This window comes from Pseudomonas sp. S2_H10 (genome assembly GCF_054668285.1).
The window spans coordinates 1,564,672-1,586,918 of sequence record NZ_CP162754.1; the positions used below are offsets into that span (position 1 = coordinate 1,564,672).

The following is a 22,247-nucleotide window of genomic DNA, read 5'->3' on the forward strand; positions in this document are numbered from 1 at the left end:
AGAGCGGGCCTGTTTAAACCGGCCATCGTCCATTCAGACGATGCCCGCTTTTACAGGGGCGGCAGAATCCGTTACATGCGCCAAACCCGTGATCCCTTGGGAGAATAATAAGATGAGTACCCTGCACCGCATCGAAGCCAAACTGCTGGAAGACCGCTACGCCCGTGGCTGGCATTGCCTGGGCCTGGCCGCGCAATACCGCGACGGCAAAGCCCACCGCCTGGAGGTGTTCGGCACCCGTCTGGTGGCGTTCCAGGGTGAAGACGGCGACCTGCATATCCTCGATGGCTACTGCCCGCACATGGGCGCCGACCTCAGCACCGGTTGCGTCGAAGGCAACTCGATCCGCTGCCCGTTCCACGCCTGGCGCTGGGGCGCCGACGGCGTGTGCGATGACATCCCTTATGCCAAGCGCATTCCGCCACGGGCCAAAATCAAAAGCTGGCCGATCATGGAAGAGAACCAGCTGCTGTTCGTCTGGAACGACCCCGAAGGCAATCCGCCGCTGCCCGAACAACGCATCCCGCGCATCGACGCCTGCTACAGCGACGAATGGGCAGCCTGGGAAGTCGCCGAACTGCAGATTGGCACCAACTGCCGCGAACTGATCGACAACATCGCCGACATGGCGCACTTCGGCACCGTACACGGCGCGCCGGTCGATGAGTTCATCAACATTTTCGAAGGCCACCTGGCGACGCAGATCATGCGTGCCCGCAGTGAGCGCCTGTCCGGCGACAGCGTGCTGAGCACCGAAGCCACCTACTTCGGCCCGGCTTATCAGATCACTGACATGAAAGGTGCGATGAACGGCCAGCCAATCCATTCGATCCTGCTCAACTGCCACGTGCCGATCGATCTCGACAGCTTCACCCTGCGCTACGGCGTGCTGGTGAAAAAGATCCCGGGCTTGAGCGAAGAGCAAAACCAGGAAATGGCCAAGGCCTACGTGGCGCAAGCCCAGGCAGCCTTCTACGAAGACGTGGCGATCTGGCACAGCAAGACCCGCGTCGACAACCCGCTGCTGTGTGACGGCGACGGTCCGGTCTATCAGTTGCGCCGTTGGTACGAGCAGTTCTACACAGACGTCCAGGCGCTGTCGGCGGACGTCGGCGAACACAAGAAGTTTGTCGTGCGCGCCAGCGAACGGGTCTGACGCCAGCGGCCTTTCGCCCGCCCCGGGCCTGAGCGGCAGCCGCCGGTCAGGCCCGGAGCCCGAGCGTTGCAAGGAGTCGATACCGGCGCTTATCCTCGGCCACCGCCAACGCTAATAATAAAAACGGTTTTCCCTATGCAGCAGAGCCTCAGCCTCGATACGTTCAGTGATTTGATCGGCAACCTCTATCAGGGTCCGCTGGAAAACATTCCCTGGGCCACTTTCCTCAATCAGCTCAACGTGCACCTGAACAGCAAGTACGTGACCTTCATCCTGCGTCCGCCCAGCGCTCATGTGGACGGCTTGATGGTCAACACCACCGGCACCTCGACCGAGGCGACCGCGTCGTACAACACACATTTTTTCAGCCTCGACCCCTTTGTCGACCTGCCCAACCGCCAGGTCGTGACCCTCGCCGAGTTCGTCTCCAACGACGACTGGCAGCATTCCGAGTTCTACAAGAACTTCCTTGAACCGGTGGACGTGTTCCACATCCTGGGTGCCGACATCAACACCGTCGATGGCGCCCAGTGCCGCATTCGCATCAGCCGCGGACGTGATGACAAAGCCTTCGGCGCCGAAGAAAAAGAGCTGCTGACGCACTTCATTCCGCATCTGGAACGCTCGATCAAGATCCACATGCAGCTCAACCGCATCGAAGCCGAGCGCAACCTGTACGCCGGTGCGGTGAATCAGATGGCGGTCGGGACGATCATCCTCGACGAGGCCGGCAAGGTGCTGCAAACCAACCAGGTCGCCGACCGACTGATCCAGGAAAAGGACGGGATCAAGCTCGTCAACGATGGCCTGCAGGTCGGTACGGCTCGCGACACCCAGGAGTTCCGGCGTCTGGTCAAGCAGTCGCTGCTGTCGCAAAAGAGCGGCAATCCGTCGGTGGTCGAGGCCCTGCGTGTACAACGGCCGTCCGGCAAATCGGATCTCGGGATCATCGTGCGTTCGGTACCCTTGAGCGACTGGAGCGAAGGCAAGCAGTGCCCCACCGTGGTGATTTTCATCAGCGACCCGGAGCAGCAATCCACCGCGCCCCAGGACATCGTCCGCGCACTGTTCGATTTCACCCCGGCGGAAACCCAGCTGGCGATGCTGTTGGCCAACGGTCTGACCCTCGACGAAGCCTCTGAAGAACTGGGCATCAGCCGCAACACCTCGCGGGCCCACCTGCGCTCGACCTTCTCCAAGACCGGCGTGACCCGCCAGACCATGCTGGTGCGCCTGATCCTGCGCAGCGTGGCGACCCTCGGTTAACCCTCATTGCCGCCCTCGTCCGCTCGGACGATGGCGGCGCCCGTTGTACAGCGCACAGTGACTTAATCCCAAACAGGGGACTGCCCCATGCGCAACTGCCCAACCATCCTCAAGACTGAACTGCTGGCGCAAAGCGGCCACTTTCAGATCGAAGCCCTGCACCTGCAATTCAGCAACGGCCAGCAGCGGGTCTACGAACGCCTGCGCGGCACCGGTTATCGCTCGGTGATGCTGGTGGCGATGCCGGATCCCGCGCATGTGTTGCTGGTGCGCGAATACGCGGTCGGAGTGGAAAAAACCATCCTCGGCCTGCCCAAGGGCGGCGCCGAACCCGATGAAGACTATTTGCAGGCGGCCCAGCGCGAGCTGAGCGAAGAAGTCGGCATGCGCGCCGAACGCCTCACCGAACTGGGCGAGCTGACCCTGGCACCGGGGCATTTGTGCCACCGCTACCGGGTGGTGTTGGCTGAACAATTGAGCCCCTGCCAACTCGAAGGCGACGAACCCGAACCCCTGGAATGCCTGCGCGTACCGATGGCGCAGATTCCCGAACTGGTGGCGCGTGGTGAACTGCATGAAGCGCGGGCGATTGCTGCGCTGTTCATGGCAATAGCCGCCCTCGCCCAACGAACCTGACACCACACAATACCTGTAGGAGCGAGCCTGCTCGCGAAGAACACAAGGACACCGCGTTTCTCCAGAGTTCACGCGTTATCGTTGACGACCATCGCGAGCAGGCTCGCTCCTACAGGGGGTTGTTGAATATCCAATTCATCACCTAGTCCATTCGGACGAAGCCACTCGCGAGCCACCGCCATAACCTGTCTCTACAACAATAAAACCGTGTCGAGACCCATCATGCGCAAATCTACTTGTGCTCTGTTCATCATCCTCTGTGCCGGCAGCACCGCCAGCCTCTGCCAACTGTTCAAGAACGAAGCCTACCGACCGACCACGGCCTACTTCAGCTGTTCGAACGCGGCGATCAATTGCTATCCGCCCGTGGTGCGCAATCTGCTGCCTTGAGCACGGTTTCCACGGCCATAAAAAAACCACCGAATCATCGGTGGTTTTTTCGTTGCCGCAATAATCAGGTCGGCAGTACACCCCTGGCCCGGGACAAGGTCAACGCCAGGTCTTCGATCATATCCTCCTGACCACCCACGGTTCCGCGCCGGCCCAGTTCCACCAGCAATTCACGAGCGGCAATCCCGTACTTCTGCTCTGCCCGCTTGGCAAACAGCAGGAACGAGCTGTACACCCCGGCATACCCCAACGTCAGCGCATCGCGGTCGAGACGGATCGGCTGGTCCATCATCGGCACCACCAGGTCTTCGGCCACGTCCATGATCTTGTACAGGTCGACGCCGCTGTTGACGCCCATGCGCTCCAGCACCGCGACGAACACTTCCAGCGGCGTGTTGCCCGCCCCAGCGCCCAGGCCCGCAACCGAACCATCGATGCGCGCAGCACCGGCCTCGATCGCGGCCAGAGAGTTGGCGATGGCCATGCCCATGTTGTGGTGACCGTGGAAACCGACTTCAGTCCCGGCATTCAACCCCGCACGCAGGGCTCCGATCTTTTGCGTCACTTCATCGGGCAGCATGTAGCCGGCCGAGTCGGTGCAGTAGATGCAGTTGGCGCCGTAGCTTTCCATCAGGCGCGCCTGCTCCAGCAGTTTCTCCGGGCTGACCATGTGCGCCATCATCAGGAAGCCGACGGTGTCCAGGCCCATCTTCGCCGACATGCCGATGTGCTGGCCGGACACGTCCGCCTCGGTGCAGTGGGTCGCCACGCGAATGGTCGACACGCCGTGTTCGTGAGCCATCCTCAGATGGTCGAGAGTGCCGATCCCCGGCAACAACAGGGCCGAGACCCTGGCCTGTTTCATCTGCGGGATCACCGCAGAGAAATACTCCTCGTCGCTGTGGGCCGGGAAGCCGTAGTTCAGCGACGCCCCGCCGAGGCCATCGCCATGGGTGATCTCGATCAGCGGCACGCCGGCCGCATCGAGGCCGGTGGCCACCGAGACCATTTGTTGAATGCTGATCTGGTGCTGTTTGGCGTGCATGCCGTCGCGCAGGCTCATGTCGTGCAGACGGACGCTCTTACCTTGTAGATTCATCGGGATTCTCCACTCAACGGACGGGCAGTTGCAGGGCGCCCTTGTGGGCTTCTTCGGCGAACATCTCGGCCGTGCGCAAACCGGCGGCGGTCATGATGTCGAGGTTGCCGGCGGACTTGGGCAGGAAATCGCCGAGGCCTTCGACCTCGATGAAAATCGACACCTTGCGCCCGTCGAACACCGGCCCGTTGATCAGCTTGTAGCCGGGCACATAGCGCTGCACTTCGCGGACCATCTCCAGCACCGAGGTGCGGATCGCGTCCTGGTTTGGCTCGTCATCGGTCAGGCAATGGATGGTGTCGCGCATCATCAACGGCGGCTCGGCCGGGTTGATCACGATGATCGCCTTGCCGCGCCGGGCGCCGCCGATCTTCTCCACCGCACCGGCGGTGGTGCGGGTGAATTCATCGATGTTCTGTCGAGTGCCCGGGCCGACCGAGCCCGAGGACACGGTGGCGACGATTTCGCCGTAGCTCACCGGTTGCACCCGCGACACCGCCGCCACCATCGGGATGGTCGCCTGGCCACCGCAGGTGACCATGTTGACGTTCATCGCCAGGCTCGAGGCGTGCTCCTTGAGGTTGACCGGCGGCACGCAGTACGGGCCGATGGCCGCCGGCGTGAGGTCGATCATGATCACCCCGAGTTCGTTGAGCTTGCGGCTGTTTTCCGCGTGCACATAGGCCGAGGTGGCATCGAAGGCGATGCGAATGTCATCGTCGAGCACGTGCGGCAGCAAGCCGTCGACACCACCGGCAGTGGTTTTGATGCCCATTTCCCGGGCACGCTTCAGGCCTTCGGATTCAGGGTCGACGCCGACCATCCACACCGGCTCGATCCACTCCGATCGGCACATCTTCATCAGCAGATCGGTGCCGATGTTGCCCGGGCCGATAATGGCCGCTCTGAGTTTTTTGCTCATGGGGTCAAACTCCAAAAGTCAGGCGCAGAAAGACACCCGGGCACTGCCCAGGCCATCGATAGTCAGCGAAAAATGGTCGCCGGCACGGGCCGGTTCCAGCGGTACCAGGGATCCGGACAGGATGATTTCCCCGGCCTTGAACGGAATGCCGAAGGCGCCCAGGGTGTTGGCCAGCCAGGCCACGGCGGTCAGCGGATTGCCTTGCACCGCCGAACCCAGGCCTTCGCTCAGGGGCTCGCCGTTCTTGGACACGCGCATGCGCAGGTTCGGCAGGTCCAGCTCACGCGGATCGACCTGGCTGTCGCCCAACACGAACACGCCGCAGGAGGCGTTGTCGGCCACGGTGTCCTGGATGCGGATGCGCCAGTCGTGAATCCGCGAGTCGACGATCTCGAAGCACGGCATCACGTATTCGGTGGCAGCCAGTACGTCGGCTTCGGTGATGCCGGGGCCGACCAGATCATGCTTGAGCTTGAAGGCGATCTCGCCCTCGGCGCGGGGCTGGATCAGTTTGTTGGCCGACAGGGAAATCTGCGCATCGTCAGCGAACGACATCTGCCGCGTGATGAAGCCGAAATCCGGCTGATGCACGTTGAGCATCTGCTGCACCGCCGCCGAGGTCACGCCGATTTTCTTGCCGACGATCTGGTCGCCGGCCGCCACCCGACGCTCAATCGCGTAGAGGGAAATGTGGTAGGCGTCTTCGATGCTGATCGACGGCCAGCGTTCGGTCAGCGGTGCCAGGGTGGAGCCGCTGAGCAGCGCCTGATAAAGCTCTTCGCCGAACTCACGGCGCAATTGCACGCTCATCCGCGGGCCTCCTGAAGGAATGCCAGACACTGGCTATTGAAGAAGTCACGGTGTTCGACCTGGACCCAATGCCCGCACTCGCTGAGCATCACGAAACGGATACCGGAGCAGTTTTCGAGCATGGTCCGGGCTCCGGAGGACGGGCAGAACTTGTCGTTCATGCCCCAGAAACCGAGGATCGGGCATTGCAGTTCGGCCAGGCGCGACGTCATGTTCGGCACCTGCATGGTCGACAGCACACACACCGGCTGCTGCTGCACCACGGCCACGCGCTCGTTGACCGTTTCGTCGCTGATCAGGCTTTCATCGAACAGTTGCAGAGCCAGCAGGCGACGCATGCCCGCTGCATCGTTCAGCTCACCTTTGGCGAAGGCCGCGCCCATTTTCTGGATGCCTTCCATCTGCAGGTAGTACTGCTCCTTTTCCATCAGGCCACCGGGGGCCATCAGCACCAGACGGCTGACACGCTGCGGTTGGTCGAGGGTCAGCTTGATCGCGATCGCACCGCCCAGGGAGTTGCCGACCAGCACGCAGCGCTGGATGTCCAGGGCATCGAGCAGACCGCTCAGCGCGGCGACGAAGAAATCCAGGGTGTAGAGGGTCTCGGGTTTGTCCGAAGCGCCGTAGCCCGGCAGGTCGGGAACGATGACCCGGTAACCGGCCTCGGCGAACACCGGGTAGTTCTGCTTGAAGTTGCTGTGACCGCTGGCGCCCGGCCCGCTGCCGTGAATGAAAATCACCGGTTCGCCGCTCCCGCCGGTGTCTTTATAGTGCAGCTGCAAACCATCCGGCAGCGTAACGAAGTGCCCTTGCGCTGAAGCGCCCATAAGGTGTCCTCCCGGCCTGTTGTTGTAGCTCGGATTATTCCGAGGGCCCGGGAAATCAACATCGTCCGACAAGACTACGCCTGCTCTCCTGAACTACGCCTCCTCTCCTGTAGGAGCGAGCCTGCTCGCGAAAAACGTCAGCACACCGCGGGGCATCAGGCTTTGCGCGTTATCGTTGACGTCCATCGCGAGCAGGCTCGCTCCCACAGTCTCTAGTCCCATCGGACGTTGGATTACACGGTCGGCAGACCTAGCATCGAAGGCATTCCCGAGCGACAAAAAGAGAACTCGAATGGCTGATCCAATGGACTTTCACGGCAAAGTGGTACTGGTCACAGGCGGCGGCAAAGGCGTCGGGCGCGGTATCACTCAGCGCTTTCTCGACTGCGGTGCCGAGGTGGTGATCTGCGGTCGCGAAGCCCCGCAGACCTTGCCTGCCAGCGGCGGACGCGAGGCATTGTTCGTGGCCTGTGACCTGCGCGATGTCGAGCAATCCGCAGGCCTGATCACGAAGATCGTCGAGCGCTTCGGTCGCCTCGATGTGCTGGTCAACAACGCCGGCGGTTCGCCGAATGCCAATGCCGCCACGGCCTCGCCGCGTTTCAGCGAAGCGATCATCCGCCTGAATCTGATCGCGCCGCTGAACCTGTGCCAGCAAGCCAACCAGGTGATGCAGGCCCAAGCCGACGGCGGCGCGATCATCAACATCTGCAGCGTCAGCGCCACCCGCCCTTCCCCCGGCACCGCTGCCTATGGCGCGGCCAAGGCCGGGCTGTTGAACCTGACCACCTCACTGGCGGTGGAATGGGCGCCGAAGGTGCGAGTCAACGCCGTGACCGCAGGGCTGATTCTCACCGAGCAGGCAGCCATGCATTATGGTGACGATGCCGGCATTGCCCGGGTGGCGGCGACCATCCCGCTGCAACGCCTGGCGAATCCGGAAGACATCGGCGATACCTGCCTGTACCTGGCCTCGAAACTGGCCCGTTACGTCAGCGGCGCGGACATCGCGGTGCATGGCGCGGGCGAACGCCCGGCGTTTCTCGATGCAGCCCAATCCCATTCATGACAGGAGCCCCGACATGTCCGCAATTGCCAGCCACAGCGTACGACTTGAGCTGTCTCCCCAGGTGGCGTGGGCCAAACTGCGCGACCTGAGCCTGGCCCCGCACTATGTGCCGGGGCTCACCGGTTGCCACTTTCACCCCGGCGCACACGAAGGCGTGGGCGCCAGTCGCCGAGTGCTGCGCAAGGGCGACCAGTATCTGGATGAAAGCGTGATGCAATGGCAGGAAGGCACCGGCTTCGAATTGCTTTTGCATAAAGGCACCAATGGCTCGCCCTTCCCGTTTCGCGAAGCCACGTTCAGCTACGCCTTGCAACCCGAAGGCAATGCGACCCGCATCACCCTGCAAATGCGCTACAGCCTGCGCGGTGGCAGGCTGTTTGAGAGGTTGTTGGCCAAGGCCTTCAACAAGGTCGTGCGGCAGATCACCGAGAACCTCAAGGCCTACTACGAAACCGGCCGGACGCAGAATCCGGATATGGCGTTGAGCACCTCCCGCATAGATGTCGCCTGACACACCGCCATCGCTGGCAAGCCCACAGGGAATCGGGTCGTCCGCAAATGCCAGGCTCACCACAAAAACTGTAGGAGCTGGCTTGCCGGCGATGAGGCCAGCACATCCAACATTGATGTTGCCTGACATGTCGCCATCGCTGGCAAGCCAGCTCCCACAGTGAATTGGGTCGTCCGCAAATTCCAGGCTCACCGCAAAAACTGTGGGAGCTGGCTTGCCGGCGATGAGGCCGGCACATTCAACATTGATGTTGCCTGACATGTCGCCATCGCTGGCAAGCCAGCTCCCACAGGTGCTTCAGGGACGCGCTACTTCCGAGTGAGCGGTAAAGCAGGTGGCGATGATCTTCCATTGGCCGGCGATGCGCTGGTAACGGTCCTGATAGAACCCGCCCAGCTGCCGCGTCGCCCCGCTCTCGCCATCCACATTGAAATACCACAGGGCCCAACGGCCCTGGGCCTGATCCTCGCTCAGCACTTCGATTTCCGGGTTGGCGCCGTGATGCAGGTCGATCACCCGCGCATGGCAGGCCAGTTCGCGGTACAGCGCGACAAAACTGTCGCGCTCGCGAAAGATCCCCAGCGGCCCGTAATCGATCAGCACTTCACCTTCGGCGAAGCAATCGGCAATCACCTCGACCTGCTTGAGGTCGCAGGCATTGAGGTAGCGATGCTTGAGCTGGCGGATGTCCTCCAGCGCTTCCAGGCGGGCGACCCGCTGCTCCAGATTCATGCTGCACCTCGCGCCGTCACGTTGACTTCACTCCAGAAGGCTTTCATCGAACGGATCTTGCCGTCGGCATCGAACTCCATCACATCGATCACGTGCAGCGAGCAGGGCTGCCCGCCCCACTCCATGTCGACCCGGAACGGCATCGCGCCGCAACCGTTGAGCGTCGCGCGCACCGGGCCGGTTTGGGTGGCGCAGACGTTCATCGCCCCCAACCCTTCACGGTAGAAACGCGCGATAGCGTCGATGCCCTGCAACGGCGCCTGGCCGACCGGGTCTTCCACGGTAGCGTTACTGGCGTAGAGCGCGAGAATGCCGTCGATGTCGCCGGCATCCACCAGCTCGACATAACGCGCCATGGTCGCCTGAATCTGCTGTGCGCTGATCATTCAGACCACCTCGAACAGGGCTGCCGCGCCCATGCCGCCACCGATGCACATGCTCACCACCACATAACGCAGACCGCGGCGCTGGCCTTCGATCAATGCGTGGCCGACCATCCGCGCCCCGGACATGCCGAACGGATGGCCGATGGAAATCGCCCCGCCGTTGACGTTCAGACGCTCGGCCGGAATGCCCAGGGTGTCGCGGCAGTACAGCACCTGACAGGCGAACGCTTCGTTCAACTCCCACAGGCCGATATGATCCATGGTCAGGCCGTGGCGCTTGAGCAGCTTGGGAATGGCGTAGATCGGGCCGATGCCCATCTCGTCGGAGTTGCAGCCGGCGACCGCCATGCCGCGATAAATGCCCAGCGGTTCCAGGCCACGTTTCTCGGCCATTTTCGCGCTCATCAACACTGACGCCGACGCACCGTCGGACAACTGCGAGGCATTGCCGGCAGTGATGAAACGCCCCTTTTCGCTCCACTGACCGCCCGGCCATACCGGCTCCAGCGCCTTCAGGCTCTCGAGGGTGGTGTCGATGCGGTTGCACTCGTCGCGCAGCAAGGTGAGAGTTTCATAACTGGTTTCACCGGTGGCCTTGTCGAACAGTGCCTTGCGGCTGGCCAGCGGTGCGAGCTCACGGTCGAAGCGCCCGGCGCTCTGGGCTTGTGCGGTACGCAGCTGGCTCTGGTAGCTGTATTCGTCCTGCTCGTCGCGGGAGATGCCATAACGCGCGGAGACGATCTCGGCGGTTTCGATCATCGGGATGTAAGCGTGTGGATCGAGGTCGAGCACCAGGCTGGACTGGTTGCGATACAGGTTTTTGTGCTTGTTCTGCACCAGGGAAATCGACTCCAGGCCACCGGCCACGGCGATGTCGATTTCGTCGCACATGATGCCTTTGGCGGCCATGGCGATGCTCATCAGGCCCGACGAGCACTGGCGCTCGACGGCCATCCCGGCGACGGAAGTCGGCAAGCCACCGGCAATCGCGCACAGGCGCCCCAGGTTATACGACTGGGTGCCCTGCTGCGCCGCGGCGCCGATGATCACGTCGTCCACTTCTCCCGGCTCGATGCCGGCACGACGCACGGCTTCGCGCACCACGTGGCCGCCCAGTTGTGGGGCTTCGGTGTCGTTGAAGGCTCCGCGAAAGGCCTTGCCGATCGGAGTACGGGCGGTCGAAACGATGACGGCTTCTTTCATGCTCAATTCCTCGAAAATTCTGCTGACAGGCTTAGGCTGGGTAGTAACGGCTGATGGTGTCGACCACACAGCCTGGACGTTCCTCGCCGTCGATTTCGACGCTGACGCGAATGGTCACCTGCACGCCGCCCTTCACTTCCTCGACCGCAGTCAATTGCGCACTGCCGCGCACCCGCGAACCGACGCGCACCACCGAAGGGAAGCGCACCCGCTCGCAGCCGTAATTGACGCCCATGGCCAGGCCACGGACCTCGACGATCTGCGGCAAGAACAGGTTCACCAGTGACAGGCTCAGATAGCCGTGGGCAATGCAGGCGCCAAACGGACCGCTGGCGGCCTTGACCGGATCGACGTGAATCCACTGGTGATCACCGGTGGCGTCGGCAAACAGATTGATTCGGGCCTGATCCAGCAGCAGCCAGTCGCTGACACCGAGCGCCTGCCCCACGGCGTCGAACAAGGCCATCGGCGTATCGAAAATACGTGGCATGGTCACGCCCTCTGGCTGGACACCGACAACACTTCGCCGGTCATGTAGGAGCTGTAGTCGCTGGCCAGGAACATCATCACGTTGGCCACTTCCCAGACTTCGGCGGCGCGGCCGAACGCTTCGTTGGCGGCGAGTTGATCGAGCACCGCCTGGGGCGCGGATTTGCGCAGGAAATCGTGCAGGGCAATGCTCGGGCTGACCGCGTTGATGCGGATGCCGTAGTCGGCGGCCTCGACCGCTGCACAGCGGGTCAGCGCCATCACGCCGGCCTTGGCGGCGGCGTAGTGCGCCTGTTCTTTCTGCGCGCGCCAGCCCAGCACCGAGGCATTGTTGACGATGACTCCAGCACGCCGCTCCATCATTTTCGGCAGCATGGCGCGGGTCATGCGCATGGTGCCGGTGAGCGTCACGTCGATGACCCGATTCCACTCTTCGTCGGCCATGTCCACCAGCAGGCGCGAGCCGCCGAGACCGGCGTTGTTGATCAACACATCGACCCCTTGCAGGTCGCGCTCGGCGCAGGCAATCAGGTTTTGCACCTGGGCTTCGTCGGCGACGTTGCAGACCTGGCCGAAGACCTGTTGCAGCCCGGTGGTTTCGCGGATTTTCAGCACCGCTTCGGCCAGCCGGCCTTCGTGGATATCGCTGATCATCAGCGCGCGGCAACCTTCTTCGGCGGCGCGCACGGCGGCGGAAAAACCGATCCCGGCGCCGGCGGCGGCGGTGATCAGCACCGACTTGCCGCGCAGCAGGCCGCGACCTTCAACATATTGAGGTACAGACATGAACTCTCTCCTTTCAGGCGCGCGGACGCGGCTCTTTGGGCATGCCCAGGGCACGCTCGGCGATGATGTTGCGCTGGATTTCGTTGCTGCCGCCGTACAGGGTGTCGGCGCGGCTGAACAGGTACAGCGACTGCAAACGGGTCAACTGGTAAGGCGCGGCTTCGAGCAGTTCCGCCTCGGCGCCAAGCACGTCCATCGCCAACTTGCCGAGGCTGGCGTGCCAGGTCGACCAGAACAGCTTGTAGATGGTCGCCTCTTTGCGCAGCGAACCGTCCTGGCTACCCGAGAGCATGCGCAGCGAGTTGTAGCGCATGATCCGCAGCCCGCTCCAGGCTTCGGCCAGGCGCTGACGCAGGATCGGATCGCGGTCGGCGCCGTTGGCCTTGGCAATGGCGATGATTTCGTTGAGTTCGTTCTGAAACTGCATCTGCTGGCCGAGGGTCGACACGCCCCGCTCGAAACCCAGCAGCGCCATGGCGATCTTCCAGCCATCGCCCGGCGCGCCGATGATGTTGGCGGCGTCGGTGCGGGCATCGTCGAAGAACACTTCGTTGAATTCCGAGGTGCCGGTCAGTTGCTCGATCGGGCGTACGCTGATTTCAGCCTGGGCCATCGGCACCAGCAGGAACGACAGGCCGCGATGGCCGACGCTGCCCGGTTCGGTGCGGGCGATGACAAAACACCAGTCCGATTCGTGGGCCAGGGAGGTCCAGACTTTCTGGCCATTGATAATCCAACTGCCGGTGGCTTCATCCAGCGTTGCGCGGGTCTTGACGTTGGCCAGGTCGGAACCGGCGCCCGGCTCTGAATAGCCCTGGCACCAGAACGACGTACCGCTGACGATCCCCGGCAAAAAGCGCTGTTGCTGCTCGACCGTGCCGAACGCGGCAATGGTCGGCCCGGCCAGGCCTTCGCCGATGTGGCCCATGCGACCGGGGCCGCCAGCGCGGGCATACTCTTCGTGGAAGATCACTTGCCGGGTGATCGACAGGCCACGCCCGCCATGCTCCGGCGCCCAGCCGACGCAAGTCCAGCCACCCTCGGCGAGTTTGCGCTCCCAGGCTTTGCGCTCTTCGGGAAACATGTGCTCGTCGCCCGGACCGCCGCGAAAACGCAGGGCTTCGAATTCGCCGCAGAGGTTGGCGCTCATCCAGTCGGCGACTTCCTGGCGGAAGCGTTCGTCTTGCTCGCTGAAACTGATTTTCATGGCTGCTCTCCCAGAATCACCGAAGCAATGCGCTCGCGATGCCAGGCCGGTAGCCCGAGGAAGCTCTCGCTGGCGCGGGCGCGCTTGAAGTAGAGGTGCGGGTCGTATTCCCAGGTGAAACCGACACCGCCGTGCAACTGGATGGATTCGGAGGCGCAGTGGAAATAGGTTTCCGAGCACTGCGCCTTGGCCAGCGCCGCCGCCAGCGGCAGTTCGGCCGCGACCTGCGGATCGCCCTGCGGGTCGAGGACTTCCTGGGCCACGCACGCGGCGTAGTAACTGGCCGAACGCGCACACTCGACTTGCAGCATCATGTCGGCGGCGCGGTGCTTGAGGGCCTGGAAGCTGGCAATCGGACGGCCGAATTGCTGGCGTTCCTGCATGTAGGCCACGCTGAGGTCGAGCACCTGTTGCGCGCCGCCGGTCTGCTCGGCAGCCAGCCCGATGCAGGCCAGTTGCAGGACCCGCTCGAGGTGCGGCCAGCCACTGCCGAATTCTCCCAGCAGGCAGTCGGCTTCAAGGTACAGGCCCTTGAGCTGGATCCGCGCCTGGCGTCGGGTCTGGTCCATGGTCGGCAGCATCTGCCGCTCGATGCCGGCCCGCTCGGCGCTGACGGCAAACAGGCTGATGCCGGTTTCACCGGTCGAGCCGGGTTGCCGCGCGGCAATGATCAACAGGTCAGCACCCTGCCCGTCGAGCACATGCTTGAGGGAGCCGTGGAGGACAAAACCGTCGCCCTCCGCCACCACCGTTGCCTGGACGTCGTCGGCGGACCAGCCATTGGCACTGCTGAACGCCAGGGTCGCGGTCACGCTGCCGTCGGCGATCGACGGCAACCAGCGCTGCTTCTGCTCATCATTGGCCGCCAGCAATAGCGCGGGCGTGGCCATGCAGGCGGTGGCAAAAAATGGCGAGCACAGCAAACGCCGGCCCATCTGCTCCAGCAGGATCGTCAGCTCGACATAGCCGAGGCCCAGACCGCCGTAGGTTTCGGGGATATGAATGGCCGGCCAGTACATTTCCTGGCACAACCGCTGCCAGAGGGCTTCGTCGAACCCCCGTTCGCTGACCATTGCCGCGCGCACGGCGGCAGAATCCGAGACATCGGCGAGGAATCCCTCGGCCGATGCGCGGATCATTTCCTGTTCGTCGCTGAATGCAAACTCCATCGCGGCGCCTTCTGCTCGTTTGGCGGGGCGCGCGTGGCGCAACACCCCTTTGAGCATGAAGTCTGGCGCCGCCCGGGCGCGGCAGAATCGTTAGCCTTGCCTAGTCCGAACGGGCGATGTCAAAGTGCGTCTACGCAAGTGAAAAACATGAATCGGCTAAGGACGCAGAACATGAGCACCGAGCAAGAGACGACGTTCGACGAGCCGCGGCTCAACAGCACGGAAATCCGCATTCTGGGGTCGTTGATCGAGAAACAGGCCACCAGCCCGGAAACCTATCCCCTGACCCTCAATGCCCTGGTGATCGCCTGCAACCAGAAAACCAGCCGCGAGCCGGTGATGAACCTGACGCCGGGCCAGGTCGGCCAGAGCCTGCGCGCCCTCGAAGGACGCGGCTTCGCCAGGCTGGTGATGGGCAGCCGCGCCGACCGCTGGGAGCACAAGGTCGACAAGGCGCTGGAACTGGTGCCGGCGCAGGTGATCCTGACCGGGCTGATGTTCCTGCGCGGCCCGCAGACCGTCAATGAACTGCTGACCCGCAGCGGCCGCATGCATGAATTCGAAGACGCCGAACAGGTGGTGCATCAACTCGAACGCCTGATTGCCCGGGGTCTGGCGGTGCTGATTCCACGTCAGGCCGGCCAGCGCGAAGACCGTTATACCCACGCTTTGGGTGATCCGGCGGATATCGAGGCGATCATGGCGGCCCGAGGGAACCCTTCCGAGCGCGGCAGCAGCGGGGTTTCGGTGGAACGGATCGAAGAGCTCGAAGCACGGATTGCGGCGCTGGAAGAGCGCTTGGCGCGGCTTGAATAAAGTGATCCGCCATTTACTTTGGTGTTGGATGTACTGTCGACATCGCGAGCAAGCTCGCTCCCACAGGGTTTTATGGCGTTCACAAATGCCATGTACCTTTACAAATTACTGTGGGAGCGAGCTTGCTCGCGATAGCGGTTTGTAAGGCACCTTGTAATGCGTGCTACTCACCATCCCAGTAATCCACCCCATCCGCCTGCCGGGCCACCGCAACAAAGCCTGACGCGTTACCCTCGGCATCCACCTTGAAGTCATCCATCACCGCATACTTGCCGGAATCCGGGTACTCGCAGATCTGCGGTGACTGCTGGGTGCTGACGGCCAGGTAGCGCAACTCGCCGTGACTGGATGCATGGACACCTCCTAGCTGCGGGCAAACTCGACGGCCTTGTGGAATTGCTCATCCGTCGGCCGCACACCGGTATAGAGCACAAATTGCTCCAGCGCCTGGATCGCGATCACTTCCAGCCCGGTGATGACCCGCTTGCCTTCGGCACGAGCTCGCACGATCAGTGGCGTTTCCGAGGGAATCGCCACCACATCGAACACGGTTTGCGCTTTTTCGATCACGTCAGGTTCAAAGGCCAGTTGCCCGGCCTCCGCTCCGCCCGTCATGCCGATCGGGGTGACGTTGACCAGCATCTGCGGGCGACGATTGCCCAGCTCCGCCTGCCATTCATACCCCAGCGACTGCGCCAGCGCCTGCCCGGCGCGTTCGTTGCGGGCGACGATCAGGCCGTTTTCATAGCCGCCATCGCGCAAGGCGCTCGCCACGGCCTTGGCCATGCCACCGCTGCCGCGCAGGGCAAAGGTCGAATCCCTGGGCACCTGGTGTTTTTCCAGCAACTGGGCAACGGCGATGTAATCGGTGTTGTAGGCCTTGAGATGGCCGTCGGTGTTGACGATGGTGTTGATCGATTGAATCGCGGCGGCAGAAGCGTCGAGTTCGTCCACCAGGGCAATGCAGGCTTCCTTGAACGGCATCGACACGCCACAGCCACGGATGCGCAGCGCGCGAATGCCGGCAACGGCGCCCGTCAGGTCCTGGCTGGCAAAGGCCTTGTAGTAAAAATTCAGGCCAAGCTGTTCATACAGATGATTGTGAAAACGCAGGCCAAAGTTCCCGGGACGCCCTGAAAGGGACATGCACAACTGGGTGTCTTTGTTGGGGTTCATCTGCATGGGCAAGCTCCTTCGAATGCACTTTTCGGATGGACGGGATTAGCCCCCCATCGGGTTCTGATCGATCATATAAGCCTGATTACACGGGCTTACACGGCTCGGTAAGAAAGTCGGTACAGACCTTACACAAAATTTACCCAACGGCCGTGCCGATTTTCAAAAAAACGCTGTCTTAGAAGTAACCCCGCGACAATCCCTGGGTCTATTGCAGGCACAGGCGCCGGGCTGAAGAACCGAGGAACTATCATGATCCGTAAAATCCCCACAGTAGCCTTGCTGATCGGCGCCCTCGCTATCGCAGGACAGGCGCAAGCCCATGGTGGTGGCAATTACTGGCAGGGCCCGGCGGTGTTTGGCGCAATCGTCGGTACGGCCATTGTCGGCTCGGCTCTGATCAACGCCAACCGCCCGGTCTATGTCGCACCGCAACCGGTGTACGCAGCACCGCCTCCGGTTTATTACGCACCGCCGCCTCCGGTTTACTACCAGCCGGCCCCGGTCTACGTGCAACAACCGATCTACTACCGTCCGGCCCCGGTCTACTACGGACCACCCCGTGGTTACTACGGCCCGCCACGCGGCTACTACGGCCCACCACACGGTCGCTGGTAACGAACCCATCAAGCCCCGCTGAATCAGCGGGGCTTTTTTGTCCGTCACGGATTCCCGAAAACCTGTAGGAGCCGGCTTGCCGGCGATGGTCGTTAACGAAAACGCGTGTAAACAGGATAAACGCGGCGCACTTGAGTCCATCGCCGGCAAGCCGGCTCCTACAGGTTTTGCGTGTTTCGACCAGGACGCGGTCCCTTGTAGGAGCTGGCTTGCCAGCGATGGTCGTCAACGATAACGCGTGTAAACCGGATAAACGCGGCGCACTTGAGTCCATCGCCAGCAAGCCGGCTCCTACAGGTTTTGCGTGTTTCGACCAGGACGCGGTCCCTTGTAGGAGCTGGCTTGCCAGCGATGGTCGTCAACGATAACGCGTGTAAACAGGATAAACGCGGCGCGTTTGAGTCCATCGCCAGCAAGCCGGCTCCTACAGGGATCGCATGAAGAGCCTTTTTCATGCCCGTCTGTCGACGCAGGTCTGGATAAATCTCGTCAAGGTCGCTATCGGGACAGTGCACGCGGCGAAAGCGGGCAAGATGGACTCGACCGGTTTTCTGCCGTGCGGCATCAAGCGGTCATATTTTTGTCATGACAGATGCCCAAGCTCGGTGCTGTCCGTCGAAAACAGGTTGATAACAACAAGGACGACCACATGCCAACGCAAAACCCGCACCGCATCGTCGGTCTGTGCACCTCCAGCAAGGTGTACAACGCACTGACCGAACTCAAGCACCTGGAAGGCCATCGCAGCGCCAAGTTTCTTTCGCTGCTCACGCAAAACCTGGTGCGCAAGGGCCTGCTCAACGAGCAGGAAGTGGTTCATATGCTCGATCAGGTGGTCAGCTGACCGACCAACGGTCGTTTGCCCCCGCTGGCATTAATGACCACTATTGAAAACGTTGATTACCCCTCAAGGTACCCGGACCTTACAGTAGCTCCACAGATTGATGGAGGTACTTGTCATGTCCCAGGTTCAGATCATGTCCGTTATCGGCAGCGCCGTCCCCGCACAGCTCAGAGAGCTGGGCATGCTCGCCTGCTGGTATCTGGTGCAGGACGGCGTGCAGATCAGCGGCCCGCTCACTTCGCTGCCCGCAGCAAAGGAGCTGTCGCAACGCATCGGCACCGGGCAGTCCGGCAGGCTCAGCGCCTAAGGCAGCTGCACCCGCGGTTTGGTTTCAATGAAAATGGCCCAGCTCGACATGAACAAGGCCGCGATCAACGGGCCGATGACAAAGCCGTTCAGGCCGAAAATCGCCAGGCCACCGAGGGTCGAGATCAGGATCATGTAGTCCGGCATCCTGGTGTCCTTGCCCACCAGCAATGGCCTGAGCAGGTTGTCCACCAGCCCGATCACGAAGACCCCGAACAACACCAGCACAACGCCCTGCCAGATTGCCCCGGTGAGCAGGAAAAACACCGCCACCGGCACCCAGACGATCCCCGCCCCCACCGCCGGCAGCAGCGACAGAAACGCCATCAACACCGCCCAGAGCAACACGCTGTGGATGTCCAGAAACCAGAAAATCAGGCCACCCAGCGCGCCCTGGGTGATCGCCACCACCAGGTTGCCTTTCACCGTGGCCCGTACCACACGATTGAACTTGAGCTGCAAACGGCGCTTCTGCTGCTCCTGCAATGGCACCGCCTGGCGCACCTTGCGCGCCAGCTCCGCACCGTCGCGCAGGAAGAAAAACAGCAGGTACAGCATGATGAAAAAACTGACGACGAACTCGAAGGTGCCCTGGCCGAAAATGAAGGCCTGCGCCGCCAGCTCCTGACCGCCGGTCATCGCGCTTTTGACGATTTTCTCTCGCAGCCCATTCAACTCGCCCATGCCGAAACGATCCAGCAGATGCTGGAAATACGGCGGCAGGCTGTGCTTGAACTGCGACACGTACCCGGCAATGTCGAGTTCGCCGCTCTCGATGCTTTTGTAGAGCGTCGCGCCTTCCTGAACCAGCAAGGCGCTGATGATGATCACCGGCAGAATCGCAATCACCAGGCAAATGCTCAACGTGCACAGCGACGTGAGGTTGCGTTGCCAGCCAAACTTCAGTTGCAACCGGGTCTGCAGCGGCGCAAAGAGGATGCCGAGGATCACCGCCCAGAACACCGCGCCGTAAAACGGCAGCAGGATCCAGATGAAGGCGGCGCTCACCAGCACCAGCAAAACCGTCAGCGATCTGTCTTGCAGGGTCGTTTCTTTCATGTCCGGTCCATGCCAGCGAGGACGAAAAACTTCCGCCTTGATGTTTAGTCCGCTACGGCTCGCGCGAGTGCCATCGCTTTGTTGAACTATCATGGATTCAGGTCAATAAACCTCGCCACCGAAGGTTTACCCTGCGCGGCTTTTGCGACCGACACCGCCATGCCCCCCAGCGCGCCAGAACTGCTCGCCCCCACCGGCACCCTGAAAAACATGCGTTATGCCTTCGCCTACGGCGGCCCGGGGGTCAAATACACACAAAAACCTGTGGGAGCGAGCTTGCTCCCACAGGTTTCCCACAGGTTCTGCGTCAGGCAAACTCTTCGCGCAGCATCGCCACGAACGCCTCACGCGCCGGGTGCACCCCGGCGTTTTCGTGCCAGTAGAACAGGCTCTCGATGGCCGTCAGTTCGGGAAACTCGAACGCCACGCACCCGGCGCCCTTGGCGTATTGATCGAACACCCCTTTCGTCACCAGCGCCACGCCGGCCCCGGCGCTGACGCAACCGACAATCGCGCCATAGCTGGCCAGGCTGACAATCGGCAGTGCCAATCCGTTGCGCCATAACCAGTGCTCCATCGCCGCCCGGTACGGACAGCCTTGGGGCCAAAGGAAAACGGTCTTGTCATGCAGGTCCGTCACGTCGCGCAGCGGCCCGAGGGAAGTCGAGGCGATCAGCAGCAACTCTTCGCGGTACATCGGCGTGCGCTTGAGATGCGAACGCTCGACGTCGACCGCGACGATTGCACCGTCGAGCTTGTGATTGAGCGTGTCGTCGAGCAACTGGGCCCAGGTGCCGGTGGTCAGCTCCAGCGCGACCTGCGGGAAACGCTTGTGGAATTTCGCCAGCAGGCGCGGCAAGCGCCCGGTGGCCGACGACTCGATGGCGCCGATGCGCAACGCGCCGGACGGTTCGGAGCCTGGATCAACCGCGCGCTTGGCTTCGGCGGTGAGGGCAAGAATTTTCGAAGCGTAGGCCAGGAAGGTCTGCCCGGAAGGGCTGATGCGCAGCCCGCGGCCCTCACGCAGGAACAGCGCGACGCCGAGTTCGGCCTCCAGGGCCTTGATCCGCGCGGTGATGTTCGACGGCACGCAATGCAACAGCTCGGCCGCGCGGGCGATGCTGCCGACCTCGGCCACGGTCTTGAACATGCGAATCTGTGCCAGCTCCATACATCACCCATAGTGAACGATCAGCACAGTATAAGTCAGTTGTGGTGAACGGTACGCTTTCTGATACTCGCTGCATCCGCCCACAGGTGCACGACCATGACGCCGCTCACGCCCTCCCCCGTTTCACCCTGGAAAATCATCCTGGCCATTTCCTTTGTCGTGGCCTGCTGGGGTTATTCCCCGACCGGCATTCATATCGGCCTGCTGGCCTACGACCCCGTGCACCTGGCGCTCCTGCGCTTCCTCCTGGCTTCGCTGTTCATGGCCGTGATCGCAGCATTCAAAGGCATACGCCTGCCGAGCCTGCGCGATCTGCCACTGATGTTCGGCCTGGGTTTCTTTGCGGTGAGCCTGCACCACGTGGCGATCAACTTCGGACAACAGGGTGTCAGCGCTGGCGCCTCGAGCGTCCTGGCCCAGACCACACCATTGTTCAGCACGCTGATCGCGCGCTTCGTGCTCAAGGATCAGGTGAGCCTGTGGCGCTGGGGTTGCGTGCTGCTCGGGTTGTTCGGCGTGGTGATTGTGGTGGCGGGCGATCATGGCCTGGGCAGCATCGACGCCCACGGCTTGCTGATCCTGCTGGCGGCGGTGTCCTGGAGTCTCTACTTCGCCCTGCAAAAACATCACACCGGGCGATACGACGGGCTGACGCTGGTGTGTTACACGGTGTGGTCCGGGACGGCGCTGTTGCTGGTTTTCCTGCCCGGCCTGGTGGACCAGATCGCCCAGGCGCCGCTGCGCGTGCAGCTCGCCGTGTTCACCCTGGGTGTATTCCCCAGTGCCCTGGCGTACCTGGCCTGGGCCTATGTGCTGGCGCACGTCGATTTGAGCCGGGCGACGATGACCCTGTACCTGACGCCGCCGACGGCAATGGTCATAGCGTCCTGCGCGCTCGGCGAGCGGCCGACGCTGATGATCGTGGTCGGCGGGCTGGTGGTGCTGGCGAGTGTGCTGGCGTTGAATCTGGAGCGGCGGATTGTGGTTGTTCAGGCTGTCAGGGTCTGATTCAGGTTTTTCGCTGTCAGGTCTGGCGCTATCGCGGGCAAGCCCGCTCCCACAGGATTCTTGGGTTGCCGCAGTTCTTGAGTACAGCCGCAGAACCTGTGGGAGCGCGGCTTGCCCGCGATGAACGATAACGCGGTATCCCTGACCATCAACTGGGCGAAAAGCGGTCGCGGCTATTGGTCAGGTGCAACCACATCGCCGCCCGCGCCACATCCGGGTCCTCCCACAGGGTTTTAGGGTTGCCGCAGTTCTTGAGTACAGCCGCAGAACCTGTGGGAGCGCGGCTTGCCCGCGATGAACGATAACGCGGTATCCCTGACCATCAACTGGGCGAAAAGCGGTCGCGGCTATTGGTCAGGTGCAACCACATCGCCGCCCGCGCCACATCCGGGTCCTCCCACAGGGTTTTAGGGTTGCCGCAGTTCTTGAGTACAGCCGCAGAACCTGTGGGAGCGCGGCTTGCCCGCGATGAACGATAACGCGGTATCCCTGACCATCAACTGGGCGAAAAGCGGTCACGGCTGTTGGTCAGGTGCAACCACATCGCCGCCCGCGCCGCATCCGGGTCCTCCCACAGGGTTTTAGGGTTGC

The 22,247-nt window shown here is 62.4% G+C and carries 25 protein-coding genes and 2 pseudogenes; 12 read left to right on the top strand and 15 right to left on the bottom strand.

What is annotated here, in order from left to right:
* Positions 1-112: 112 nt before the first annotated feature.
* From AB4O16_RS06880 to AB4O16_RS06895, 4 genes are all read left to right on the top strand, one after another.
* Positions 113-1,156, top strand: a complete 1,044-nt coding sequence (locus tag AB4O16_RS06880) for a Rieske 2Fe-2S domain-containing protein (protein ID WP_160389975.1) — start codon at positions 113-115, stop codon at positions 1,154-1,156.
* A gap of 135 nt (positions 1,157-1,291) precedes the next feature.
* Entirely contained in the window at positions 1,292-2,422 is a 1,131-nt protein-coding gene (locus tag AB4O16_RS06885) for a helix-turn-helix transcriptional regulator (RefSeq protein ID WP_160389974.1), read from the top strand.
* 87 nt (positions 2,423-2,509) lie between these two features.
* The gene (gene nudE / locus AB4O16_RS06890; RefSeq protein WP_150715887.1) at positions 2,510-3,058 is read left to right on the top strand and encodes an ADP compounds hydrolase NudE; all 549 of its coding nucleotides are present in this window, start codon (positions 2,510-2,512) and stop codon (positions 3,056-3,058) included.
* Positions 3,059-3,280: 222 nt separating this feature from the next.
* Entirely contained in the window at positions 3,281-3,448 is a 168-nt protein-coding gene (locus AB4O16_RS06895; RefSeq protein WP_178120803.1) for a hypothetical protein, read from the top strand.
* 64 nt (positions 3,449-3,512) lie between these two features.
* Here the strand turns inward: AB4O16_RS06895 and dmpG are convergent, their stop codons facing one another.
* Genes dmpG through AB4O16_RS06915 form a run of 4 tightly spaced genes read right to left on the bottom strand, consistent with a single transcriptional unit; the run spans position 3,513 to position 7,106 of the window.
* On the bottom strand, positions 3,513-4,547 hold the full coding sequence (gene dmpG, locus AB4O16_RS06900) for a 4-hydroxy-2-oxovalerate aldolase (protein ID WP_460157358.1): 1,035 nt from the start codon (positions 4,545-4,547) through the stop codon (positions 3,513-3,515).
* A gap of 13 nt (positions 4,548-4,560) precedes the next feature.
* Positions 4,561-5,469 (bottom strand): acetaldehyde dehydrogenase (acetylating), encoded by a 909-nt coding sequence (locus tag AB4O16_RS06905; protein WP_150715885.1) that lies wholly within the window; start codon positions 5,467-5,469, stop codon positions 4,561-4,563.
* 18 nt (positions 5,470-5,487) lie between these two features.
* A complete protein-coding gene (locus AB4O16_RS06910) occupies positions 5,488-6,279 on the bottom strand; it encodes a fumarylacetoacetate hydrolase family protein (protein ID WP_460157359.1) in 792 nt (263 codons plus the stop codon).
* Positions 6,276-7,106 carry an alpha/beta fold hydrolase gene (locus AB4O16_RS06915; protein ID WP_160389970.1) on the bottom strand — a complete coding sequence of 277 codons (831 nt, stop codon included), beginning with the start codon at positions 7,104-7,106 and terminating at the stop codon, positions 6,276-6,278. Before AB4O16_RS06915 ends, AB4O16_RS06910 begins: the two co-directional genes overlap by 4 nt.
* Before the next feature lie 292 nt (positions 7,107-7,398).
* On the opposite strand from AB4O16_RS06915, the gene AB4O16_RS06920 reads away from it, so the two are divergent.
* Entirely contained in the window at positions 7,399-8,175 is a 777-nt protein-coding gene (locus tag AB4O16_RS06920) for an SDR family oxidoreductase (protein WP_460157360.1), read from the top strand.
* A 13-nt stretch (positions 8,176-8,188) separates the two neighbouring features.
* Entirely contained in the window at positions 8,189-8,686 is a 498-nt protein-coding gene (locus AB4O16_RS06925) for an SRPBCC family protein (protein WP_460157361.1), read from the top strand.
* 297 nt (positions 8,687-8,983) lie between these two features.
* Here the strand turns inward: AB4O16_RS06925 and AB4O16_RS06930 are convergent, their stop codons facing one another.
* From AB4O16_RS06930 to AB4O16_RS06960, 7 genes are read right to left on the bottom strand one after another with little or no spacing between them, the layout of a single operon-like run.
* Positions 8,984-9,418, bottom strand: a complete 435-nt coding sequence (locus AB4O16_RS06930; protein WP_160389967.1) for a nuclear transport factor 2 family protein — start codon at positions 9,416-9,418, stop codon at positions 8,984-8,986.
* Complete coding sequence (locus AB4O16_RS06935) at positions 9,415-9,804, bottom strand: steroid Delta-isomerase (protein ID WP_160389966.1); 390 nt, start codon at positions 9,802-9,804, stop codon at positions 9,415-9,417. The genes AB4O16_RS06930 and AB4O16_RS06935 overlap by 4 nt, the downstream gene beginning before the upstream one ends.
* Positions 9,805-11,007 carry an acetyl-CoA C-acyltransferase gene (locus AB4O16_RS06940; RefSeq protein WP_160389965.1) on the bottom strand — a complete coding sequence of 401 codons (1,203 nt, stop codon included), beginning with the start codon at positions 11,005-11,007 and terminating at the stop codon, positions 9,805-9,807.
* Positions 11,008-11,038: 31 nt separating this feature from the next.
* Positions 11,039-11,497, bottom strand: a complete 459-nt coding sequence (locus AB4O16_RS06945) for a MaoC family dehydratase (RefSeq protein ID WP_160389964.1) — start codon at positions 11,495-11,497, stop codon at positions 11,039-11,041.
* Between the two features lie 2 nt (positions 11,498-11,499).
* Positions 11,500-12,282, bottom strand: coding sequence for an SDR family oxidoreductase (locus AB4O16_RS06950; RefSeq protein WP_460157362.1), 783 nt, complete (start codon positions 12,280-12,282; stop codon positions 11,500-11,502).
* 13 nt (positions 12,283-12,295) lie between these two features.
* The gene (locus AB4O16_RS06955; protein WP_460157363.1) at positions 12,296-13,489 is read right to left on the bottom strand and encodes an acyl-CoA dehydrogenase family protein; all 1,194 of its coding nucleotides are present in this window, start codon (positions 13,487-13,489) and stop codon (positions 12,296-12,298) included.
* Positions 13,486-14,658, bottom strand: coding sequence for an acyl-CoA dehydrogenase family protein (locus tag AB4O16_RS06960; protein ID WP_460157364.1), 1,173 nt, complete (start codon positions 14,656-14,658; stop codon positions 13,486-13,488). The genes AB4O16_RS06955 and AB4O16_RS06960 overlap by 4 nt, the downstream gene beginning before the upstream one ends.
* Positions 14,659-14,829: 171 nt before the next feature.
* Between AB4O16_RS06960 and AB4O16_RS06965 the strand changes: the two genes are divergently transcribed.
* Positions 14,830-15,474 carry a YceH family protein gene (locus AB4O16_RS06965; RefSeq protein ID WP_150715873.1) on the top strand — a complete coding sequence of 215 codons (645 nt, stop codon included), beginning with the start codon at positions 14,830-14,832 and terminating at the stop codon, positions 15,472-15,474.
* Between the two features lie 163 nt (positions 15,475-15,637).
* Here the strand turns inward: AB4O16_RS06965 and AB4O16_RS06970 are convergent.
* Positions 15,638-15,823 (bottom strand): annotated as a pseudogene (locus tag AB4O16_RS06970) (cupin domain-containing protein); the annotation flags it as partial.
* Positions 15,824-15,837: 14 nt separating this feature from the next.
* On the bottom strand, positions 15,838-16,656 hold the full coding sequence (locus AB4O16_RS06975) for a shikimate 5-dehydrogenase (RefSeq protein ID WP_160389960.1): 819 nt from the start codon (positions 16,654-16,656) through the stop codon (positions 15,838-15,840).
* Between the two features lie 246 nt (positions 16,657-16,902).
* Between AB4O16_RS06975 and AB4O16_RS06980 the strand changes: the two genes are divergently transcribed.
* The 3 genes from AB4O16_RS06980 to AB4O16_RS06990 all read left to right on the top strand — a co-directional run bounded on the left by AB4O16_RS06980 (position 16,903) and on the right by AB4O16_RS06990 (position 18,419).
* Positions 16,903-17,268: a hypothetical protein gene (locus AB4O16_RS06980; protein ID WP_160389959.1), complete on the top strand. Its 366-nt coding sequence runs from the start codon at positions 16,903-16,905 to the stop codon at positions 17,266-17,268.
* Positions 17,269-17,917: 649 nt separating this feature from the next.
* Positions 17,918-18,112, top strand: a complete 195-nt coding sequence (locus tag AB4O16_RS06985; RefSeq protein ID WP_007988042.1) for a hypothetical protein — start codon at positions 17,918-17,920, stop codon at positions 18,110-18,112.
* Positions 18,113-18,227: 115 nt separating this feature from the next.
* Positions 18,228-18,419 carry a hypothetical protein gene (locus AB4O16_RS06990; RefSeq protein WP_150715869.1) on the top strand — a complete coding sequence of 64 codons (192 nt, stop codon included), beginning with the start codon at positions 18,228-18,230 and terminating at the stop codon, positions 18,417-18,419.
* Here AB4O16_RS06990 and AB4O16_RS06995 read toward each other — a convergent pair.
* On the bottom strand, positions 18,416-19,477 hold the full coding sequence (locus AB4O16_RS06995; RefSeq protein WP_160389958.1) for an AI-2E family transporter: 1,062 nt from the start codon (positions 19,475-19,477) through the stop codon (positions 18,416-18,418). The genes AB4O16_RS06990 and AB4O16_RS06995 overlap by 4 nt on opposite strands.
* 159 nt (positions 19,478-19,636) lie before the next feature.
* Between AB4O16_RS06995 and AB4O16_RS07000 the strand changes: the two are divergent.
* A pseudogene (locus AB4O16_RS07000) lies at positions 19,637-19,741 on the top strand (hypothetical protein); the annotation flags it as partial.
* 43 nt (positions 19,742-19,784) lie between these two features.
* Here AB4O16_RS07000 and AB4O16_RS07005 read toward each other — a convergent pair.
* Positions 19,785-20,648 carry a LysR family transcriptional regulator gene (locus tag AB4O16_RS07005; RefSeq protein ID WP_160389957.1) on the bottom strand — a complete coding sequence of 288 codons (864 nt, stop codon included), beginning with the start codon at positions 20,646-20,648 and terminating at the stop codon, positions 19,785-19,787.
* A gap of 96 nt (positions 20,649-20,744) precedes the next feature.
* Here AB4O16_RS07005 and AB4O16_RS07010 point away from each other — a divergent pair, with 96 nt between their 5' ends.
* Positions 20,745-21,656, top strand: coding sequence for a DMT family transporter (locus tag AB4O16_RS07010; protein ID WP_460157365.1), 912 nt, complete (start codon positions 20,745-20,747; stop codon positions 21,654-21,656).
* The last annotated feature ends 591 nt before the right edge of the window (positions 21,657-22,247 follow it).

Bases quoted from the DNA above. Each gene is read 5' to 3' on its own strand.
- AB4O16_RS06880 (WP_160389975.1), top strand. From the start codon at position 113: ATGAGTACCCTGCACCGCATCGAAGCCAAACTGCTGGAAGACCGCTAC.
- AB4O16_RS06885 (WP_160389974.1), top strand. From the start codon at position 1,292: ATGCAGCAGAGCCTCAGCCTCGATACGTTCAGTGATTTGATCGGCAAC.
- nudE (WP_150715887.1), top strand. From the start codon at position 2,510: ATGCGCAACTGCCCAACCATCCTCAAGACTGAACTGCTGGCGCAAAGC.
- AB4O16_RS06895 (WP_178120803.1), top strand. From the start codon at position 3,281: ATGCGCAAATCTACTTGTGCTCTGTTCATCATCCTCTGTGCCGGCAGC.
- dmpG (WP_460157358.1), bottom strand. From the start codon at position 4,547: ATGAATCTACAAGGTAAGAGCGTCCGTCTGCACGACATGAGCCTGCGC.
- AB4O16_RS06905 (WP_150715885.1), bottom strand. From the start codon at position 5,469: ATGAGCAAAAAACTCAGAGCGGCCATTATCGGCCCGGGCAACATCGGC.
- AB4O16_RS06910 (WP_460157359.1), bottom strand. From the start codon at position 6,279: ATGAGCGTGCAATTGCGCCGTGAGTTCGGCGAAGAGCTTTATCAGGCG.
- AB4O16_RS06915 (WP_160389970.1), bottom strand. From the start codon at position 7,106: ATGGGCGCTTCAGCGCAAGGGCACTTCGTTACGCTGCCGGATGGTTTG.
- AB4O16_RS06920 (WP_460157360.1), top strand. From the start codon at position 7,399: ATGGCTGATCCAATGGACTTTCACGGCAAAGTGGTACTGGTCACAGGC.
- AB4O16_RS06925 (WP_460157361.1), top strand. From the start codon at position 8,189: ATGTCCGCAATTGCCAGCCACAGCGTACGACTTGAGCTGTCTCCCCAG.
- AB4O16_RS06930 (WP_160389967.1), bottom strand. From the start codon at position 9,418: ATGAATCTGGAGCAGCGGGTCGCCCGCCTGGAAGCGCTGGAGGACATC.
- AB4O16_RS06935 (WP_160389966.1), bottom strand. From the start codon at position 9,804: ATGATCAGCGCACAGCAGATTCAGGCGACCATGGCGCGTTATGTCGAG.
- AB4O16_RS06940 (WP_160389965.1), bottom strand. From the start codon at position 11,007: ATGAAAGAAGCCGTCATCGTTTCGACCGCCCGTACTCCGATCGGCAAG.
- AB4O16_RS06945 (WP_160389964.1), bottom strand. From the start codon at position 11,497: ATGCCACGTATTTTCGATACGCCGATGGCCTTGTTCGACGCCGTGGGG.
- AB4O16_RS06950 (WP_460157362.1), bottom strand. From the start codon at position 12,282: ATGTCTGTACCTCAATATGTTGAAGGTCGCGGCCTGCTGCGCGGCAAG.
- AB4O16_RS06955 (WP_460157363.1), bottom strand. From the start codon at position 13,489: ATGAAAATCAGTTTCAGCGAGCAAGACGAACGCTTCCGCCAGGAAGTC.
- AB4O16_RS06960 (WP_460157364.1), bottom strand. From the start codon at position 14,658: ATGGAGTTTGCATTCAGCGACGAACAGGAAATGATCCGCGCATCGGCC.
- AB4O16_RS06965 (WP_150715873.1), top strand. From the start codon at position 14,830: ATGAGCACCGAGCAAGAGACGACGTTCGACGAGCCGCGGCTCAACAGC.
- AB4O16_RS06975 (WP_160389960.1), bottom strand. From the start codon at position 16,656: ATGCAGATGAACCCCAACAAAGACACCCAGTTGTGCATGTCCCTTTCA.
- AB4O16_RS06980 (WP_160389959.1), top strand. From the start codon at position 16,903: ATGATCCGTAAAATCCCCACAGTAGCCTTGCTGATCGGCGCCCTCGCT.
- AB4O16_RS06985 (WP_007988042.1), top strand. From the start codon at position 17,918: ATGCCAACGCAAAACCCGCACCGCATCGTCGGTCTGTGCACCTCCAGC.
- AB4O16_RS06990 (WP_150715869.1), top strand. From the start codon at position 18,228: ATGTCCCAGGTTCAGATCATGTCCGTTATCGGCAGCGCCGTCCCCGCA.
- AB4O16_RS06995 (WP_160389958.1), bottom strand. From the start codon at position 19,477: ATGAAAGAAACGACCCTGCAAGACAGATCGCTGACGGTTTTGCTGGTG.
- AB4O16_RS07005 (WP_160389957.1), bottom strand. From the start codon at position 20,648: ATGGAGCTGGCACAGATTCGCATGTTCAAGACCGTGGCCGAGGTCGGC.
- AB4O16_RS07010 (WP_460157365.1), top strand. From the start codon at position 20,745: ATGACGCCGCTCACGCCCTCCCCCGTTTCACCCTGGAAAATCATCCTG.